The 16,643-nt window shown below is 65.6% G+C and carries 15 protein-coding genes; 10 read left to right on the top strand and 5 right to left on the bottom strand.

All coding sequences use genetic code 11. The annotated features are described in order from the left end of the window. Together KDJ86_RS06795 and KDJ86_RS06790 are read right to left on the bottom strand one after the other, a co-directional pair. Positions 1–990, bottom strand: a 990-nt coding sequence (locus KDJ86_RS06795; protein WP_291744239.1) for a DUF2064 domain-containing protein, incomplete at its 3' end; no start/stop codon positions are given. A gap of 66 nt (positions 991–1,056) precedes the next feature. Beyond that, a complete protein-coding gene (locus tag KDJ86_RS06790; protein ID WP_291744237.1) occupies positions 1,057–1,794 on the bottom strand; it encodes a cytochrome c biogenesis CcdA family protein in 738 nt (245 codons plus the stop codon). Between the two features lie 246 nt (positions 1,795–2,040). Between KDJ86_RS06790 and KDJ86_RS06785 the strand changes: the two genes are divergently transcribed. Then, positions 2,041–2,997, top strand: a complete 957-nt coding sequence (locus KDJ86_RS06785; protein WP_291744235.1) for a 1-phosphofructokinase family hexose kinase — start codon at positions 2,041–2,043, stop codon at positions 2,995–2,997. Beyond that, entirely contained in the window at positions 2,997–4,580 is a 1,584-nt protein-coding gene (locus tag KDJ86_RS06780) for a bifunctional aminoglycoside phosphotransferase/ATP-binding protein (RefSeq protein ID WP_291744233.1), read from the top strand. The genes KDJ86_RS06785 and KDJ86_RS06780 overlap by 1 nt, the downstream gene beginning before the upstream one ends. Before the next feature lie 396 nt (positions 4,581–4,976). Here KDJ86_RS06780 and KDJ86_RS06775 read toward each other — a convergent pair whose 3' ends face one another. Genes KDJ86_RS06775 through KDJ86_RS06765 form a run of 3 tightly spaced genes read right to left on the bottom strand, consistent with a single transcriptional unit; the run spans position 4,977 to position 7,823 of the window. Then, entirely contained in the window at positions 4,977–5,930 is a 954-nt protein-coding gene (locus KDJ86_RS06775) for a fumarylacetoacetate hydrolase family protein (RefSeq protein WP_291744231.1), read from the bottom strand. Then, positions 5,927–6,835, bottom strand: coding sequence for an NAD-dependent epimerase/dehydratase family protein (locus KDJ86_RS06770; protein ID WP_291744229.1), 909 nt, complete (start codon positions 6,833–6,835; stop codon positions 5,927–5,929). The genes KDJ86_RS06775 and KDJ86_RS06770 overlap by 4 nt, the downstream gene beginning before the upstream one ends. Positions 6,836–6,863: 28 nt before the next feature. After that, entirely contained in the window at positions 6,864–7,823 is a 960-nt protein-coding gene (locus KDJ86_RS06765) for an acetamidase/formamidase family protein (protein ID WP_291744227.1), read from the bottom strand. Between the two features lie 280 nt (positions 7,824–8,103). Between KDJ86_RS06765 and KDJ86_RS06760 the strand changes: the two genes are divergently transcribed. The 8 genes from KDJ86_RS06760 to KDJ86_RS06725 all read left to right on the top strand — a co-directional run bounded on the left by KDJ86_RS06760 (position 8,104) and on the right by KDJ86_RS06725 (position 16,609). After that, positions 8,104–8,889, top strand: coding sequence for a GntR family transcriptional regulator (locus tag KDJ86_RS06760; RefSeq protein WP_291744225.1), 786 nt, complete (start codon positions 8,104–8,106; stop codon positions 8,887–8,889). Next, positions 8,886–9,797: a carbohydrate kinase family protein gene (locus tag KDJ86_RS06755; RefSeq protein WP_291744224.1), complete on the top strand. Its 912-nt coding sequence runs from the start codon at positions 8,886–8,888 to the stop codon at positions 9,795–9,797. The genes KDJ86_RS06760 and KDJ86_RS06755 overlap by 4 nt, the downstream gene beginning before the upstream one ends. 52 nt (positions 9,798–9,849) lie before the next feature. After that, positions 9,850–11,007 (top strand): SIS domain-containing protein, encoded by a 1,158-nt coding sequence (locus KDJ86_RS06750; RefSeq protein WP_291744222.1) that lies wholly within the window; start codon positions 9,850–9,852, stop codon positions 11,005–11,007. After that, positions 11,007–11,816 carry a BtpA/SgcQ family protein gene (locus tag KDJ86_RS06745; RefSeq protein WP_291744220.1) on the top strand — a complete coding sequence of 270 codons (810 nt, stop codon included), beginning with the start codon at positions 11,007–11,009 and terminating at the stop codon, positions 11,814–11,816. Before KDJ86_RS06750 ends, KDJ86_RS06745 begins: the two co-directional genes overlap by 1 nt. 70 nt (positions 11,817–11,886) lie before the next feature. Then, the gene (locus KDJ86_RS06740; RefSeq protein WP_291744219.1) at positions 11,887–12,942 is read left to right on the top strand and encodes a BMP family lipoprotein; all 1,056 of its coding nucleotides are present in this window, start codon (positions 11,887–11,889) and stop codon (positions 12,940–12,942) included. Between the two features lie 66 nt (positions 12,943–13,008). Next, on the top strand, positions 13,009–14,586 hold the full coding sequence (locus KDJ86_RS06735) for an ABC transporter ATP-binding protein (protein WP_291744217.1): 1,578 nt from the start codon (positions 13,009–13,011) through the stop codon (positions 14,584–14,586). Further along, entirely contained in the window at positions 14,576–15,685 is a 1,110-nt protein-coding gene (locus tag KDJ86_RS06730; RefSeq protein WP_291744215.1) for an ABC transporter permease, read from the top strand. The genes KDJ86_RS06735 and KDJ86_RS06730 overlap by 11 nt, the downstream gene beginning before the upstream one ends. Before the next feature lie 3 nt (positions 15,686–15,688). Continuing rightward, positions 15,689–16,609 (top strand): ABC transporter permease, encoded by a 921-nt coding sequence (locus tag KDJ86_RS06725; RefSeq protein WP_291744213.1) that lies wholly within the window; start codon positions 15,689–15,691, stop codon positions 16,607–16,609. Positions 16,610–16,643: the final 34 nt, after the last annotated feature.

Here is a 16,643-nt window from a genome sequence, read left to right as displayed (position 1 = left end):
TGCATCACTCGTGTGGAAACCAATGCTGTCTACGACCACCATGTAAAGGTTGCCTTCTTTGATAGCTTTCGAGAACTCGCCGTCCTTCAGAGCACCGTTCATGACCTGTGGGCGCGGTGGCGCTGCGTCGTCGACCGAAACCCCCGGACCAAAGAAAACATGTGGTTCGACAACCACATCGCGGCCAATCCTGGTGTCATAGCTGAAGAAGACGCTGTCCGGATCAATCAGCGTCGCGCCGCCTTCCATCGCCTGCCGCCGTGCCCGGGTCTGGAAGAGGCGTTCGGCGACGGCAAGCTGCATCCGGGTGTCGACACCCAACACCTCCTGCGGGTCGGCCTCGAGCGCGACCACCGTCTTGCCGGAGGCATTGGCGAGCTCGACGAGGTCGGTGAGATAATATTCGCCCTTGGCGTTGGCATTTCCGATCTTCCCGAGCAGGCGGGCGGCGGCGGCGGTGAACGCCATCACGCCCGCATTGCAGAGGTCGATCGCCCGCTCCGCCGGTGTCGCGTCGTTGAACTCGCGGATCGCGACGAGCTGCTTGCCATCGACGATCAGCCGTCCGTAGCGCGCGGGGTCGGCGGGACGGAATCCGAGCACCACGACGTCGGCCCGCGCGAGCGCCCGACGCATCCGCTTCAGCGTCTTCGACGTCACCAGCGGCGTATCGCCATAGAGCACGAGAACCTCGTCCTGCCCGGCCAGTTCCTTCCGCGCGGCGAGGACGGCATGGGCGGTCCCCAGCCTTTCCCGCTGCTGGTGGATCGCCGCCGATATCTTGTTGCTCTCGACGAAGCGCCTCGTCGCGTCGGCTCGCGGGCCGACCACCACCGCCATTCGTCCGGCGCCGGCGGCGCGGGCGGCATCGAGGACATAGCCCAGCATCGGCCGCCCGCCGACCGGATGCATCACCTTCGGCGTGTCGGACCGCATGCGCGTCCCCTCGCCGGCCGCGAGAATGATGGCTAGGCAGGATCGTTTCGACATGGCTCGGCTTTGGCTGTCCGTGAAAGGGCACAGCCATATTGCCCGAAATCGCGGTGATTCGGGGCCTTAACCCAATTGCGCCAGGCCGGGAAAGAGATTGAGCAGCCAGTACCCGATATCATTGATCCGGCCGGTCACGAACAGAACGCCTGTTCCCACCAGCAGCACGCCCATGGCTTTCTCGACCGTACCCATGTGGCTGCGGAAGCGCTTCATGAAGCGCATGAACGGCCCGGCGAAGAGCCCCGCGGCGATGAAGGGCAGGCCCAGGCCCAGCGAATAGATCGCCAGCAGCAATGCTCCGCTGCCCACCGTATCCTTCACGGTTGCCAGCCCGAGGATAACCGAGAGCACCGGCCCGATGCACGGTGTCCAGCCGAAGCCGAAGGCCAGTCCCATCACATAGGAACCGACCGGCCCCGCCTGGGTTCCGCGCATGTCCATCCGCGCTTCCCGATAAAGCAGTCCGATCCTGAAGACGCCGAGGAAATGCAGGCCCATCAGAATGACGATCGCACCGCCGGCGATGGTCAGGATATCGCTGTAGCTGCGCAGGAACTGGCCGAGCGCGGTGGCGGCGGCGCCCAGCAGGACGAAGATGGTCGAGAAGCCGAGGACGAAGGCGACCGACGCGACAAGCACCCTCCGCCGCCCGACGGGCGTCGGCTCGTCCCCCGTCAGCTGATCGAGGCTGACGCCTGCCATGTAGAACAGATACGGCGGCACCAGCGGCAGGACGCAGGGCGACAAGAAGGAAAGAAGCCCTGCCAGGGCCGCGCCCCCATAAGTGACATCGATCGCCATCCCAACTCCGTCCAAGTGCTGCGCCCGGGGTTATAGAGCCATGGGGCGGTCGCGCCACAGTCACATTTTCACGAGCCTGAATCCGCCATCAACTGGTTGAGATCGTGGAGATTCGCAAAATCGTCTCAAATCGCGGCGATACGCCGCGTCATTTGCGGCCGATCAAGGTGCGAACTGGACGCAGGCGCCAAGTTCAGCTTTCCTCGAATTGCGTTGCTTCCGCCGTATCCGTCCACGGAGCCGACCTTGCCGCAGATCCTGACACTGGCGCTCAATCCGACCATCGACGTATCGGCCGAGGCCGCGGTCGTCCGACCGACGCACAAGACGCGCACCACCAACGAGTCCTTCGAGCCGGGCGGCGGTGGCGTCAATGTCGCCCGCGTCATCACCGAGCTCGGCGGCAATGTCGAGGCTTATTGCATAGCCGGCGGGGTGACGGGCGACCTGCTTGCCGACCTGCTCGGCCGGATCGGCCTCCATACCCATGTCATCCGCGTCGCGGGCAACACCCGCATGGCGCATATGGTCTACGAAACCAGTACCGGGCTTGAATACCGCTTCGTGCCGAGCGGCGCCGAGCTGACGACGGAAGAGATCGACGACGCCCTCGATTCGGTGCGCTCGGCGAGCTTCTCGTGGCTGGTCGCCAGCGGCAGCATTCCGGCCGGCGCCTCGCCCGACATCCTCGTCCGTTTTGGCAGGATCGCGGCCGACAAGGGCGCGAAATTCGTCCTCGACAGCCATGGCCCCGGTCTCAGCGAGACACTTGGCCGGACGCCGGTCCACCTGGTCAAGCCGAGCTTCAACGAGCTCCAGGGGCTGGTCGGCCGCGACCTCGACGGCGAGTCCTGCGGCGAGGTCGCCGCGCAGATGGTGGCCGAGGGCAAGGCCGAGATCGTCGCCGTGACCATGGGCTCGGCCGGCGCCGTCGTCGCCTCGACGCGCGGCACCTTCCATATTCCGCCGATGAAGGTCGACGTGAAATCCGCGGTCGGCGCCGGCGACAGCTTCGTCGGCGCGATGACCCTGGCCCTCGCCGATCAGAGGCCCGTCGAAGATGCCGCCATCCTGGGCGCCGCCGCGGGCACGGCGGCGGTCATCACGCCGGGCACCCGTCTCTGCATCCGCGAGGATATCTTCCGGATCTACGATCAGTTGCGGCGGGCCACTGCGCGGACCGTCCCGGCTCCGACCGAGTGATGGGCGATGACCAGGACGCGGTTTTCGCCTTCCTGGCCGACCCGGCAACCCATGGCCTTTCGACACCGGTCGAGCGCATCGACACGAACGCAGCGGCGGTCTTTCTCGCCGGACCCGATGTCTACAAGGTCAAGCGCGCCGTTCGCTTTCCCTTCATGGACCTCTCGACCCTCGAGAAACGCCACGCCGCCTGCGAAGCGGAAATCACGGTCAACCGGCCTTATGCGCCGGATCTCTACCTCGGCACGGTGCCGATCAGCCGGGGCGCCGACGGAGCGCTTCGTTTCGGCGGTAACGAACCGATCGAATGGGCGGTGCACCTCAAGCGCTTCGACGAAACCCGGACGCTCGATCGCGTCGCCGGCCGCGATGGCCTGAGCCCTGCCATCCTCGGCGACCTGGCATGGGCGGTGGTCGACAGCCACGCCCGTGCGGAAAAGCGTGATGGGGTCGTCGCGACGGACGACCTCGGCTCCGTCGTGGCGGAAACCGTTTCGTCGCTGATCGAGCGGCGCGAGGTCTTCGAACCGGCGAAGGCCAAAGCCCTTGCCGAAGCCATGCGAAGCGCCTTCGCGGCGTTGCGCCCCCTCCTGCTCGATCGCGGCGCCGAAGGCTTTGTCCGCCGATGTCACGGTGACCTTCACCTCCGCAACATCGCGATGATCGACGACAAGCCGGTCCTGTTCGACGCCATCGAATTCGACGAGTCGATCGCGACGATCGACATCCTCTATGACTTCGCCTTCCTGTTGATGGACCTGTGGGAACGGGACCTGCGGCGCGAGGCGAACGTCGTTCTCAATCGGTATCTCTGGAGGTCGGCGACGCTTCCGGACGACCTGCGGGGGCTTGCTGCCCTTCCCCTCTTCCTGGCGCTTCGCGCCGCGGTGCGGGCGAAGGTCGAGGCGCTCCGCTTCGCCACCGTGGGCCACGACCGGAACGCCGGCCTCGATGCCCACCGGTATTTCGATTTCGCCCAGGCCTTCCTCGAACCGGCACAGACCCGGCTGATTGCCGTCGGCGGCTATTCCGGCACCGGCAAGACCTCGCTGTCGCGGTCGGTCGCGTCCCATGTCGGCCGCGCGCCGGGGGCGGTGCATCTTCGCAGCGACATCGAGCGGAAGCGGCTGATGGGAGCCGGCGAGTTGGATCGCCTGCCGCCCTCGGGCTACGAACCCGAGGTCACGGAGAAGGTCTTCGCCGCGCTGCGCGACCAGGCCGAAATGGCGCTGACCGCCGGCCACAGCGTCATCGTCGACGCCGTCCACAAGACGCCCGACGAGCGCAGGCTCATCGCCGCCGTGGCCGAGAGGCTTGGTGTCCCCTTCACCGGTCTGTGGCTGACGGCGCCGGTCGAGGTGCTGATCGGCCGGATCGCCCATCGCCGCGCCGATGCATCCGACGCCACGGCCGCCGTCGTCATGCTCCAGGCAGACCAGCCGAGCGGAGAGATCGACTGGACGACCCTCGACACGACCCGACCGATCCGCGACAACACCGCGGCAGCGCTTCGCGCCGCCCGGCTGCCCCCTGAACCCGTGAACACGCCCCGACAGGCGGGCAGCGCGGCGTCGCGAGAATGAATCCCGAGAACGAGACGGCCCACGACGCCGGCGCGCAAAACGAAAAGGCGCCAGCCTGTCGGACCCGCGTCCGGAAGCTGGCGCCCCCCTGCGACTACATTCGCGAGACCTTGAACTTTCTTCGCGGACGCCTCAAAAAAAACGGTGTCTACTCGAACGCTTGGTCCCGTCTCGTAGCTGGCGCCTCAATACCCGCGACGGCTAGCACGTCCAGGCGGTTATCGAGGCAGCCCCGCACCGTACAGAATATCGCAGGCTTTTCGGCTGTCAAGCACCGGTTTTCGGACCGCGAAACTGGATTTCGGCCTTCAGATCACAGGAGCACACATCAGTCGGATGGCCGATACCAAAAAGAATGGGCCATCGACGCGGGTGTATCGGCTCGGAACGTGTCGGTCACACCGCCCCAATGCGGTTGGCGAGTGTTCCGATCTTTTCAACCGTCAGTTCCACGAGGTCGCCGCGATCGAGATACCGCCCGACCTCGAGGCCGCAGCCGCGTGGTGTCGTGCCCAGGCCAATCACCTCCCCCGCCTCCAGCGTTTCGTCGCGCGACATGTAGGAGACCGTGGCCTCCGGCGTGTGGACCATGCCGTCGAGAACTGCCTCCGCGATGACCTCGCCATTGATCGACACGGACGCTGCAAGGCCAATGGGATCGTCGAGCTCGTCGATCGTCACGATCCATGGCCCCATCGCATTGGCCCCGTCGAAGCTCTTCGACTTGGACGGACCGAAGCCGCCTTCGGCTTCGCGGAGCTGGAAATCCCGCGCCGAGAAGTCGTTGTAGATGGTGTAGCCAAAGAAATGCGAGCGTGCGGCCTCGACCGGAATATTCCGGCCGCGCCTGCCGACGACAAGGCCGAGCTCGAGCTCGTAGTCGATGACGCGGCTGAGACCCGGCCAGGCGATCTCGGCGCCATGGCCGACGACATTGAGCCGGTTCTGGAAGTAGAAGACGGGCCGGTCCGAGAAGGCCGCCGGCACGTCGGCGAGCGGCCCGGCATCATGGTCGCCGGCGAGCCGGCGCATGCCGGCCGGCGCGTGGCGTATGTGCTGCGCGAAGAGCGCGGACTCGCGGAGCTGGATCGGCCTCGGCAGCGGCGGAAGGAAGGTCGCGCTCGCGGTCGGCACCGAGAAACGCGGCTCGTCACCGAGGACCTCGAACAGCGAATGGGCGATCGCGAGGCCGGCTTCGCCCGCCTCGATCAGCGCCAGCATCGACGCGAAGGGGCCCGCATCGGCTCCCGAATGCCGGGCGGCAGCGGCGAGATCGAAGGCAAGGTCGTCGTCGCCATGGATAATCGCGACGTAGGGACCGTCGGCCCCGACCAGCGTGGCAAGTTTCATAGGCGGATCACCCCGGATTCGGGCATGGCCGCGAGATAGCGGGCAAAGCCGGTGCGCAGGTCGTAGCGCGGGAACCAGATACCGTCCCACCGGGCGAGGCTGAAATCGTCCTGGACCTCCGGTGCCGGGTCGGCGCCATCGACAAGCTCTATCCTGGCATCGGGGAGCACGGCGTGCACGCGGTCGACAACCTCGGGCATGGTCAGGCGTTCCCCCGACGTGACGTTGAGGACGTCCGACGGAAGATCCTTCGCGTCGAGGCAGGCGAGCACCGCGCAGGCGACATCGTCGACATGCACATAGTGATAAGGGAATGCCGGGTCGCAGGCGATCGTCGTCGCCAGCCCGGCGGCGTGGTCACCGACAATCCGCCGGAAGGGGCATTCCGCCCGCCGGTACGGCCCGTAGACCCGCGTGATCCGCAGGCTGGCGCCCGGCAGGCCGTAAGCCCTGGCGAATGCGGAGACCAGCGCCTCGCCGGCGACCTTGCTCGCCGCATAGGCGCTGGCGGGCTTCAGTGGATGGTCCTCGTCGATCGTCCCCGGCCCGACATCGCCGTAGACCACATGCGACGAGCAGAAGACGAAGCGGCTGGCACCGAGCCGCCGCGCTGCATCGAGAAGGAATGCCGTCGCCGTTATGTTGATGTCGACGGTTCTCAAGGGGTCTTCGGCGCCCATCACCGGCGACGAGAGCCCGCCGGCGTGGACGACCGCCTCGACCCCTTCGTCACGCATCAGGGATTCGAGACGGTCGGTCTCGGCGAATGAAACAAGACGGAGCGTTGGGTCGTCCCGGCCGAAATCGGTCCGGTCGACCCCAATCGCCTCGTCGCCGCGTTCGGCGAGCGCGCGGCGGACCGCGAGGCCGACGAGGCCGGCGCCGCCTGTCACAAGCGCCCTCATGGTCTCTCCGAATCCGAGAATCCGGTCATCAGGCAAGCAGGCTCCTTGCGAGCATTCCGTGGACACCCTTCTCGACGTTGACCGACTGGGTGACGTGAAAGTCGGCGGCGAGCGAACAGAGCTGGTAGGCCTGCTCACGCGACAGGTTGGTGCGGGCCGTGACGATGCCGATCATCTCGCGAACCGCCCGGCGCATCGCCTCGTCGAGATCGGAATGCATCCCCATGCTGATGAAATGCGTCGTGGTCTCCGCACGCGGATAGGAAATCAGCGGCTCCCGCCCCTGACGCTTGTGGAGGACGAAGGTGAAGGTGCCGGTGAGGCAGGTCTCGAGCGCCGTGACACAGACCTCGCCATGCCCCTGTACCGCGTGACCATCGCCGACCGTGAACAACCCGCCCTCGGCCCAGACCGGAAAGAAGATCGTCGCCCCTGCGCCGAGGTCCTTGTTATCGAGATTGCCGCCGTGCAGCCGCGGCTCGCGCGAGGATATCTCCCCGTAATCCGGCGGCGGCGCCACGCCCATCACACCGAAGAACGGAGCCAGAGGAAGGTCCGTGCCCCAGGGCAGGGTCGCCACCCGGCGCTCACGGTCGATCGGGATATGGTCAAGCACTCGTTCGGGCATGATGAAGTCGTCGGGCAGGGTCCCGTCGAACGGCTCGATGGCGTTGAAGCCCCAGTTGGCGCCGAGCTCGATGGCGTCGACGCGGACCTCGAGCATGTCCCCCGGCTCTGCGCCCGCAATGGCGATCGGCCCGGTCAGGAGATGCCCCCAGCGGAACGGAAGGTCGGCGGCATGGATGGCGCGCAAGCCTTCAGGAACGATCATCCCCGATCGCTCGTCGGGCATCAGCTCCGCGCCTCCGGTCAGGCATTCGACGACCACCGTATCGCCCGACTCGACCTGAAGGACCGGTGGCATCGCCGCCGAGAAACGCCCCCAGGAGACAGTCTCCGGCGTCGCATGAAGCATGTGTCTCGTCATGATCTCCGCCACCCGCCTCCCTCGCGAATCTCGTCGGTCCTCACCGAAGCATCCCTTCCATGCCGGCGTCACAGCGCGCACCGAACCGGAGACGCCCGTCCGCGCTGCCCCGTCGAGGGGCATCAGACGGGATTTGTCCCCGCCCCTTGCGGAAATTGCATCATAGGGGCTGGACAGGCCAGATAAAAGAGGTCAGACTTTTGACCTCTGAACTATGTTGACCGAATCCTGACGAGGTGCGAGGGTCCGCCCCTTTCAACCAGTCAGGGAGGACCACATCGTGGATACGAGCCATTTCGAGGATCTGACCGCCAAGATCTGGGCGTCCGGAACGCCCCGGGAAGACCTCGTCCAGCGCGTCGCGAACGCCCTACGCGAGCAGATTCTGTCCGGACGCCTCGCGGGCGGAACGCGCCTCGTCCCGGAAGCCCAGCTCGCCCGCAATCTCAGCATCAGCCGCCCGACACTCCGCGAGGCCATTCGCGTCCTGGCGCGCGAGGGGCTGCTCGAGGTCAAGCATGGTGTCGGCACCTTCGTCGTGTCCGAACCGTCGCCGATCCTCGGCTCTCTCGAGATGATGCGCTCGATGACCGACCTGATCCGCTCGGTCGGCGGCGAACCTTCGGTCTCGGACCTGGAGATGGAAGTGACCGGCGCCTCGTCCGCGGTCGCCGATGCGCTGGAGATTGCCCCGGAGACCCAGGTCACCCACATCTCGCGCGTCCGGCTGATCGACGGGCGCCCGCTCGTCTTCTCGCACGAGTATCTGCACCTTTCGACCGTGGACGAGGACTTCAAGCTCCTGTCGAGCTTCGACGGCGGGTCGCTCTATGAATTCCTGCGCAGCAAATGCGCCCGCCCGATCTCGCACAGCCGCGTCCTGATCACCGCGGTCGCCGCCGACGCCGACAACGCCAGATGGCTGAAGCTGAAGCGCAATGCACCGCTGCTTCTGGTCCGCGAAACCCATTTCGATTTCAACGGCCGGCCGATCCTCTACGCGGTCAGCTACCACAATTCGGAAGTCGTCGAATTCACCTCCCTAAGGTCCGGTCTCCTGACATGACCTCCGAATTCGCCACCCTCGGCAACATCACCATTGACGACCTCGTCTTCCCTGATGGCTCGACAATGTGGTGTTCGCCGGGTGGCAATGCGGTCTATTCCGCGCTCGGCATCGCGATATGGGGCGAGAAGCCGGACGTCATCGCCCCGATCGGACCCGAATACCCCACCGAATCTCTCGAAGGTCGCGTCGATCTTGCCCGTTGTCGCCGCCTCGACAGAAACCTCCGCAACTGGGGGCTCTACGAGGAAGACGGAACCCGGACCTTCACCTTCCGCTCGAAGACCCGTGACTGGCGCGCCTTCAGCCCCTCCCCCGACGATGTCGGCGACGCGCGCTACCGGTATGTCCATCTCGCCCCGCTGCCCTGGGATCTCCAGATCACCTTTGCCGAGCACTTCCGGGCAACCGGCGCCCAGGTCATCTCCGTCGATCCGGACGACCGCTACCTCGACCAACTCGAGGATGCCGATTTCGATCGGCTGCTTGCCGCCATCGACCTCTTCCTGCCGAGCCTCCAGGATGCCACCGCCCTTTTCCCCGGTTCGTCTCCGTCGGCGGCGATCGCCGCCCTGAGGAAGAGAGCGCCGGAGGTTCCGGTGATCGCCGTCAAATGCGGATCGGACGGCGTGCTGATGCACGCGGCGGGATCTTCGGACCTTATCCAGGTGAAGTCGGCTGCCGTCGACGTAGTTGACGCGACCGGCGCCGGTGACGCGTTTTCCGGCGGCGCTCTGCTTGGCTACGCGCGCACCGGCGATCCCGTCGAGGCCGTCCTCCACGGCAGCGTTTCGGCGTCTTACGCCGTGGCCGTCAACGGACCGGGCGCGCTGGTCCGCGCCGAGGGCGGCGAAACGGCCGCGCGACTGGAACGCCTGCGACCAACCGTTGAAATGATTCCGTTTTGAACCTGACCGGGAACGCGCTGCGAAATGCGCAAACATCCAAGGAGTAGAAGACGTGGAGAATGAAAAGACCGTGATGTTGCGCGAAATCGCGATGCAGCCGGATTTCGTCAAGGACAACATTGACGACATGCTGGCCTACATGCGTGGCGTCCTGAAGGGACGCGAACCCGGCACGCTGCGGCATGGCTTCTCGATCGGCTGCGGCGACAGCTATTTCGCCGCCATCGCCGCCCGCAGCTTCATGATGAAGGCCACCGGTCTCTTCATCGAGCCGGTCGAGGCGCTCGAATTCTCGCGCTACCTCGTGGAAGACCTTCCCGACGATTCCTTCGTCTTCGGCATCTCCAACTCCGGCACCGTCTCCCGCACGATCGAAGGCGTCCACCTCGCCCGCGAAAAGGGCGCCTGGACCTTCGGCGTCACCGTCTCCGAGGACAACACGCTCGCCCAGACAGCCGAGACCCTGATCAAGGTCAACGCCACGCCCAACATCAAGATCCAGGCCGACGGCTCGCGCGTCGTGACCCCCGGCACCATCACCTACACGGCCAGCATGCTCGGGCTCTTCGTCGCCGCGATCGCCTTCGGCGAGCACGTCGGCAACCTCGATCCCGCCAGGTCCGCCGCTCTCGTCGCGGAGCTGAAGGCGGTCGCCGGCCAGATGGCGGCGGCCGATGCCGGCACAGCGGAAATCGCCCGCAAGATTGCGCCAAGCTTCACCACCGACCGCCATACGGTGATCCTCGGCGGCGGCCCCAACTACGCCACCTCATATTTCGGCGTCGCCAAGTGGTTCGAATCGCTCACCCGCGGCTCTCACGTCTCCCAGCTCGAGGAGTGGGCGCATGAGCAGTATTTCATGACCAACGAGACGGTCGACACCATCATCATCCTCCCGCCGGGCGGCGGCCACAGCCGCGGCCTCGAACAGGCCCAGGCGGCGCGCGACATGGAATCGCGCGTCATCATCATCGGCGCCGAGGACGACCAGGCCGCCCGCGACGCCTCCGACGTCTACTTCCCGATGCCGGCCGGCATTCCCGAATACCTGACGCCATTCGTCTACAAGCTGCCGTTCGAATATCTGTCCTGCCAGATTGCCGCCGAGCAGGACATCGCCTTCCTGGGCTTTAACGACCGCAAGCGGCAGGAAGTGAATTTCCGCCAGATCTTCGACTCCTCGCAGGCGGCGGTCCGGGCGGCATCCTGATGGGCGCGCTGACCGACCTCATCGCGGGCGGCACGAAGCCGGTCATCGGCATGATCCAGCTCGCTCCCCTCCCCGACAGCAGTCGGTGGCGGGGGAGCACGCTGGAGGCGGTCCTCGAGCCCGCGCTCGCCGAGGCGGAACTGCTCGCCACCAACGGCATCGACGCGTTGATGGTCCAGAACCTGGGTGACATCCCGGTGGCGCCGCGTGTTGCCGCCGCCCAGGTCGCCTGGATGACCCGCGTCGTGTCGGAGATCACCCGGCGCTACGACCTCCCGGTCGGTCTGAACCTGCTCGAAAACGACGCCGAGGCGATGTTTGCCGTTGCCACCGCGGCCGGTGTCGATTTCGTCCGGATCAAGATTCTCGTCGGCGCGATGATGACGCCCTTCGGCATCGAAAGCGGCCAGGCGCATACCGCCATCAAGGCACGGACCCGCTGGAACGGCGACGGGATTTCGATCTTCGCCGACGTCCACGACCGGACCGGCACGCCGATCGCGACCTCCGGCTTTGCCGAGGATCTCGACTTCGCCGTCCGCCTTGGCGGCGCCGACGGCCTGGTGCTCACCGGCAAGAACCACGCACAGACGATGGATTACATCCGCGAGGCACGAAAACTGCTTGGTCCCGTGCCGATCCTGGTCGGCGGCAGCGTCAATGCGGATAACTGGCATGAGGTCACCGCGGTCGCCGACGGCGCGATCGTCAGTTCGTCCCTGAAGTCCTCCGGTGCTGCGACCGGAAGCTTCGATCCCGAGAAGATCCGGAAGTTCATGGCCACGGTCACCCGCTCGGCAGCGGCCTGACTCCCAAAAACAACAAGAAGAACGAGAAACGCGACAGTCCAGAGAGAACAACGAGGAAAGGGTTTCTGTGATGCTTAAATCTATTCTTGGCCGCGGTTTGGCCGTGGCATTGGCCATCGGGCTCGGCTCCTCCGCCTATGCGCAGGACAAGCTCAAGGTCGCGATGATCACGTCGGAGTCCGGCCTCGGCGACCGGTCGTTCAACGACATGATGGTCGAGGGCATGAAGAAGGCCGAAGCCGACTTCGGCGCCGAATATGTGGTCATCCAGCCGCGCGCCGTCTCGGAGTTCCAATCGGCGATCGCCCGCGCGGCGGGTCAGGGCTTCGACATCATCATCGGTTCGTCATTCGACATGATCAAGCCGATGCAGGAAGTCGCCAAGGCCTTCCCCGACCAGAAATTCGGCCTCGTCGATGTCGGGCCCGAGCCGCTCGGCCCCAATGTCGTCTCGACCGTGACCAAGGACTGGGAAGGTTCCTTCCTGGTCGGCTGGATTGCAGCAAAGACGACCAAGACCGGCAAGATCGGCTTCGTCGGCGGCAAGGACATCCCGATCATCCATCGCTTCTTCATTGGCTATTACTACGGAGCCAAGATGGCTAACCCGGATGTCGAGGTATTCGAGAGCTATTCCGGCACCTTCACCGACCCGGCGGCGGGCAAGGAATATACCCTCGCCCTGATCAACGAAGGCTCCGACATCAACTACGCGGTCGCGGGCTCGACCAGCGCCGGCGTCATCGACGCGGCAAAGGAGACCAACACCTTCGCCATCGGCGTCGACTCCAACCAGAACTATATGGCGCCCGGAAACGTGCTGACCTCGATGATGAAGCGCGTCGACACCCAGGCCTATGACATGATCAAGTCGATCGCCGACGGCGACTTCAAGGGTGGTGAGGTCCTCTACTACGGCCTCGCCGAGGACGGCGTCGCCGCCGCCATGGACGAGTATAACGACGGCCTGATCGCCGAAGACGTGCTCGCCGACGTCGACATGCTGAAGCAGAAGATCCTGACCGGCGAGATCGTGGTTCCGAACTATTTCGACCTGGAGCCCGGCCAGAAGGAGATGGGCAAGCCGCCGATGGCGACGCCGCCGTCGGTCGCCGACGCCAAGTGATCCAATCGTGAGACCAGCCGCGGCGATCTCCTCGCCGCGGCTCCCCCTCCCGACAGAGGATCGATCATGAGCGCCAGTGACGTCGTAGAGATCACGGGTGTCGTCAAGCGCTTCGGCGACTTCACCGCGATCCACGATGCTTCCTTGACAGTCCGCAAGGGCGAGGTTCACGCCATCGTCGGCGAAAACGGCGCCGGCAAATCGACCCTGATGAACATCCTTTACGGCCTGCTTCATCGCGATGCCGGAGAGGTGAAACTCTTCCAGGAATCCGTGAATTTCTCCGGGCCGGCCGAAGCCATAGCCGCCGGTGTCGGCATGGTCCACCAGCACTTCAAGCTGGCCCCGACCTTCACCGTGGCGGACAACATCATTCTCGGTTCCGAGCCGATGCGTTCGCTCGGCCGCCTCGACCGCGAACGCGCCATTCGCGAGACCGGCGAGATCAGCAAGCGCTATGGCCTCGACCTCGACCCGCGGGCGATCATCAGTTCGCTTGCCGTCGGTCTGCGCCAACGCGTCGAAATCCTCAAGGCGCTCTACCGGGAGGCCCAGGTCCTCATTCTCGATGAGCCGACGGCAGTGTTGACCCCGCAGGAAACGCGCGAATTGTTCGCGACCATCCGCACGCTCGCCGAAAACGGCCATTCGATCATCTTCATCACCCACAAGCTCCGCGAGGTGCTTGCCGTTTCCGACCGCATCTCGGTGATGCGCCAGGGGCGCATCGTGGCGACGCTCGACAACAAGGACGTGACGGCCCAGGAGATCGCCAGCCTGATGGTCGGCAGGACCGTCCTGCTCCGCGTCAACAAGAGCAAGGCGAAGGCAAGCGACGAAGCCCTCCTCAGGGTCGACGGCCTGACCGCCCGCGGCGAACGCGGCGAGACCGCGGTCGACGACCTTTCGCTGACCGTCCGCTCCGGCGAGATCGTCGGGCTCGCCGGCGTCCAGGGCAATGGCCAGGATGAACTGGTCGAATGCATCGCGGGCCTCCGCCGTCAGGTTTCCGGCACCATCGACATCTGCGGACGGAGAGCGGCCGCCGACCCCCGCGCCAATCGCGCGGCCGGCCTCGCCTACATCCCGGCCGACCGCGGTGGCGTTGGCCTGTCGCTTGACAGCGCGATCTGGGAAAACCTCACGGTCGGCCATGTCGAGGAATTCGGCCGCGGCCCGATGCTCGCGATCCGCGCCGCGCGGCAGCGCGCCGGATCGCTGATCCAGAGCTTCGACATCCGCGGCGCCGAGCTCGACAAGCGCGCCGGGTCGCTGTCCGGAGGCAATCAGCAGAAGGTTCAGGTCGCCCGCGAGCTCACCCGCGATGCGCGACTGGTGCTCGCCGAGCAGCCGTCCCAGGGCGTCGATATTGGGGCCATCGAATCGATCCACCGGATCCTTGTCGAGATGCGGGACGCGGGACGCGCCGTCTTCGTCATTTCCGCCGACCTCGACGAGATCTTCTCCCTGTCGGATCGAATCCTCGTGATCTATCGGGGGCGCATCGTCGCCGATCTCCTCACCGAGGAGACCGATGCCGAAACCGTCGGCCGCTACATGGGCGGGCTCGATGAACCCGCCCCGCCCGACCAGCACAAGCCGGATACCGGATCCGGCGATGAGGCATCCGCTCATGTCCGCTGAAGCCGCAGTCCCGACCGGAGGCCATTTTTCTCTGGCCGGCCTCGTCAAGCCACTTCTCCAGCCGCTCATCGCGGTCGCGATCGCCGTCGTGGTCGGTGGCCTCCTGGTTCTGTCGCTGGGGGAGAACCCGTTTGAGATCTACTGGCTGCTGATCAGCGGCAGCCTCGTCGGCTGGCCGAACTTCCTGGTCACCCTGCAGATGATGAGTCCGCTGCTGTTTACCGGGCTGGCGGTCGCCATTTCCTTCCGCGCCGGCCTGTGGAATATCGGCGCCGAGGGCCAGATGATCATCGGCGCCCTCTTCGCGGGCATAGCCGGCTTCGCGGTCGACCTTCCGACCTTCCTCCACATCCCCTTCTGCCTCGCCGCGGCGTTCCTCGGCGGCCTGCTCTGGGCACTGATCCCGGCTGTCCTCAGGGTCTGGCTCAACGTCAACGAGATCGTCGTCTGCCTGATGATGAACCCGATCGCCCTTCTCTTCTCCGGCTATGTCTCGACGCATCTCCTCAAGGCGCCCGGTCCCACCAACAAGCTGCCGGACATCGCCGAGACGGCGGTCCTGCCGACCTTCTCGCTCTATTCGCAGGTCAATGCCGGCTTCATTATCGGGCTCGCGCTCTGTCTCCTCTTCGCGGCCATCAACGGCTGGACCAAGAAGGGCTTCGAGTGGAAGATCATGGGCCTCGCCCCGCGCTTCGCCTATTACGGCGGGATCAAGGTGCCGCTGCACGCGGTCGTCGTGATGATGATCAGCGGCGGCATTGCCGGCCTCGGCGGCGCCGAACAGGTCCTCGGCGAATACCGCGCCTTCTACGACAACTTCTCGCCCGGCTACGGCTTCGACGGCATTGCCGTCGCGATGCTGGCCAACTTCAACCCGATCGGCGTCGTACTGGCCGCCTTCCTGTTCGGCGCGCTCAATGGCGGCAGCGCCGTCCTCCAGATGATGACCGGTCTGAGCAAATATCTTGTCCAGGTCCTCCAGTTCATCATCGTCCTTATCCTCGCGGCCCAGTTCACCTGGGGCTGGCTGCGCAGCCGCAAGAACGCCATCACCGCCCAAGAGGACCGGCTCGAGCCGGAGACCGAGGAGAGCTGAGCCATGGACTCCGACATCGCCTTCTCAGCCGTACGCATCTCGACGCCGCTGATCTTCGCCGCGATGGGCGGCCTGCTCACCTATCAGGCGGGCATGCTCAATATCGCGCTCGACGGCTTCATGATCGTTGCGGCCTTCGCGGCGATCGCCGTTGCCTATGTCACCGGCAGCCTCGGCATCGCCCTGCTCGCCGGTGTCTTCTTCTCGGTGGTCATGGCCGCCCTGCTGGCGCTGTTCAACCTGCGCTTCCGGGCCCACATCTTCATCGCCGGCATCGCGGTCACCTTCCTCGCCTACGGGCTGACCGCACTGCTCCTGAAGGGCCTCCTCGGCGAGGACGGTGTCTTCTCCGCGAACACCATCCCGACCTTCTCGACCATCGAGATCCCGTTGATCAAGGACATTCCCTGGATCGGCCGCGTGCTCAGCGGCCACACGATCCTCGTCTATCTCGCCTACCTGTCGGTCCCCGTCGTCGCCTGGTTTCTCTACAGGACACGCTGGGGCCTGCGGGTGCGTGTGGTCGGCGAGGCCGAGGATGCAGCGCTGGCCGCCGGCGTCAATGTCGAGCGGATCAAGCTGCAAACGATGCTTCTCTCCGGTGTCTTCTGCGGCCTCGCCGGCGCCTATCTCTCGCTCGGCTACGTCTCCCTCTTCGCCAACAAGATGACAAACGAACGCGGCCTCATCGCTCTCGCGGCGATCTTCTTCGCCAAGGGCGCGCCGTTCCCGACCGCGCTGGTCGCCCTGCTCTTCGGCACCGCGACCGCGCTCTCCGTCCGGCTGCCGCAAATGACCGGTGCGGCGCCACAGCTCCTGCAGCTCATTCCCTATGTCGTGACCGTGCTCGCGCTGGTCGTCGTCGGCATCCGCAATGCGCGCAGCCGCAGCCGCCACGGCGCCTGGAGGTTCGACGTCCAGTAGGCAAGTGAAACGCCGGTGAGGAAAACCTTCGCCG

The sequence above is a fragment of the Bauldia sp. genome (genome assembly GCF_020442045.1).
Classification (GTDB): Bacteria; Pseudomonadota; Alphaproteobacteria; order Rhizobiales; family Kaistiaceae; genus Bauldia.
The sequence above is the reverse complement of the archived record's forward strand: the minus strand, read 5'-3'. Positions and strand labels throughout refer to the sequence as shown.

Excerpts from the sequence above, each read along its gene's own strand:
- KDJ86_RS06775 (WP_291744231.1), bottom strand. The coding sequence starts at position 5,930 with ATGAAACTTGCCACGCTGGTCGGGGCCGACGGTCCCTACGTCGCGATT.
- KDJ86_RS06755 (WP_291744224.1), top strand. The coding sequence starts at position 8,886 with ATGACCTCCGAATTCGCCACCCTCGGCAACATCACCATTGACGACCTC.
- KDJ86_RS06735 (WP_291744217.1), top strand. The coding sequence starts at position 13,009 with ATGAGCGCCAGTGACGTCGTAGAGATCACGGGTGTCGTCAAGCGCTTC.
- KDJ86_RS06780 (WP_291744233.1), top strand. The coding sequence starts at position 2,997 with ATGGGCGATGACCAGGACGCGGTTTTCGCCTTCCTGGCCGACCCGGCA.
- KDJ86_RS06740 (WP_291744219.1), top strand. The coding sequence starts at position 11,887 with ATGCTTAAATCTATTCTTGGCCGCGGTTTGGCCGTGGCATTGGCCATC.
- KDJ86_RS06765 (WP_291744227.1), bottom strand. The coding sequence starts at position 7,823 with ATGACGAGACACATGCTTCATGCGACGCCGGAGACTGTCTCCTGGGGG.
- KDJ86_RS06790 (WP_291744237.1), bottom strand. The coding sequence starts at position 1,794 with ATGGCGATCGATGTCACTTATGGGGGCGCGGCCCTGGCAGGGCTTCTT.
- KDJ86_RS06725 (WP_291744213.1), top strand. The coding sequence starts at position 15,689 with ATGGACTCCGACATCGCCTTCTCAGCCGTACGCATCTCGACGCCGCTG.
- KDJ86_RS06745 (WP_291744220.1), top strand. The coding sequence starts at position 11,007 with ATGGGCGCGCTGACCGACCTCATCGCGGGCGGCACGAAGCCGGTCATC.
- KDJ86_RS06770 (WP_291744229.1), bottom strand. The coding sequence starts at position 6,835 with ATGAGGGCGCTTGTGACAGGCGGCGCCGGCCTCGTCGGCCTCGCGGTC.
- KDJ86_RS06730 (WP_291744215.1), top strand. The coding sequence starts at position 14,576 with ATGTCCGCTGAAGCCGCAGTCCCGACCGGAGGCCATTTTTCTCTGGCC.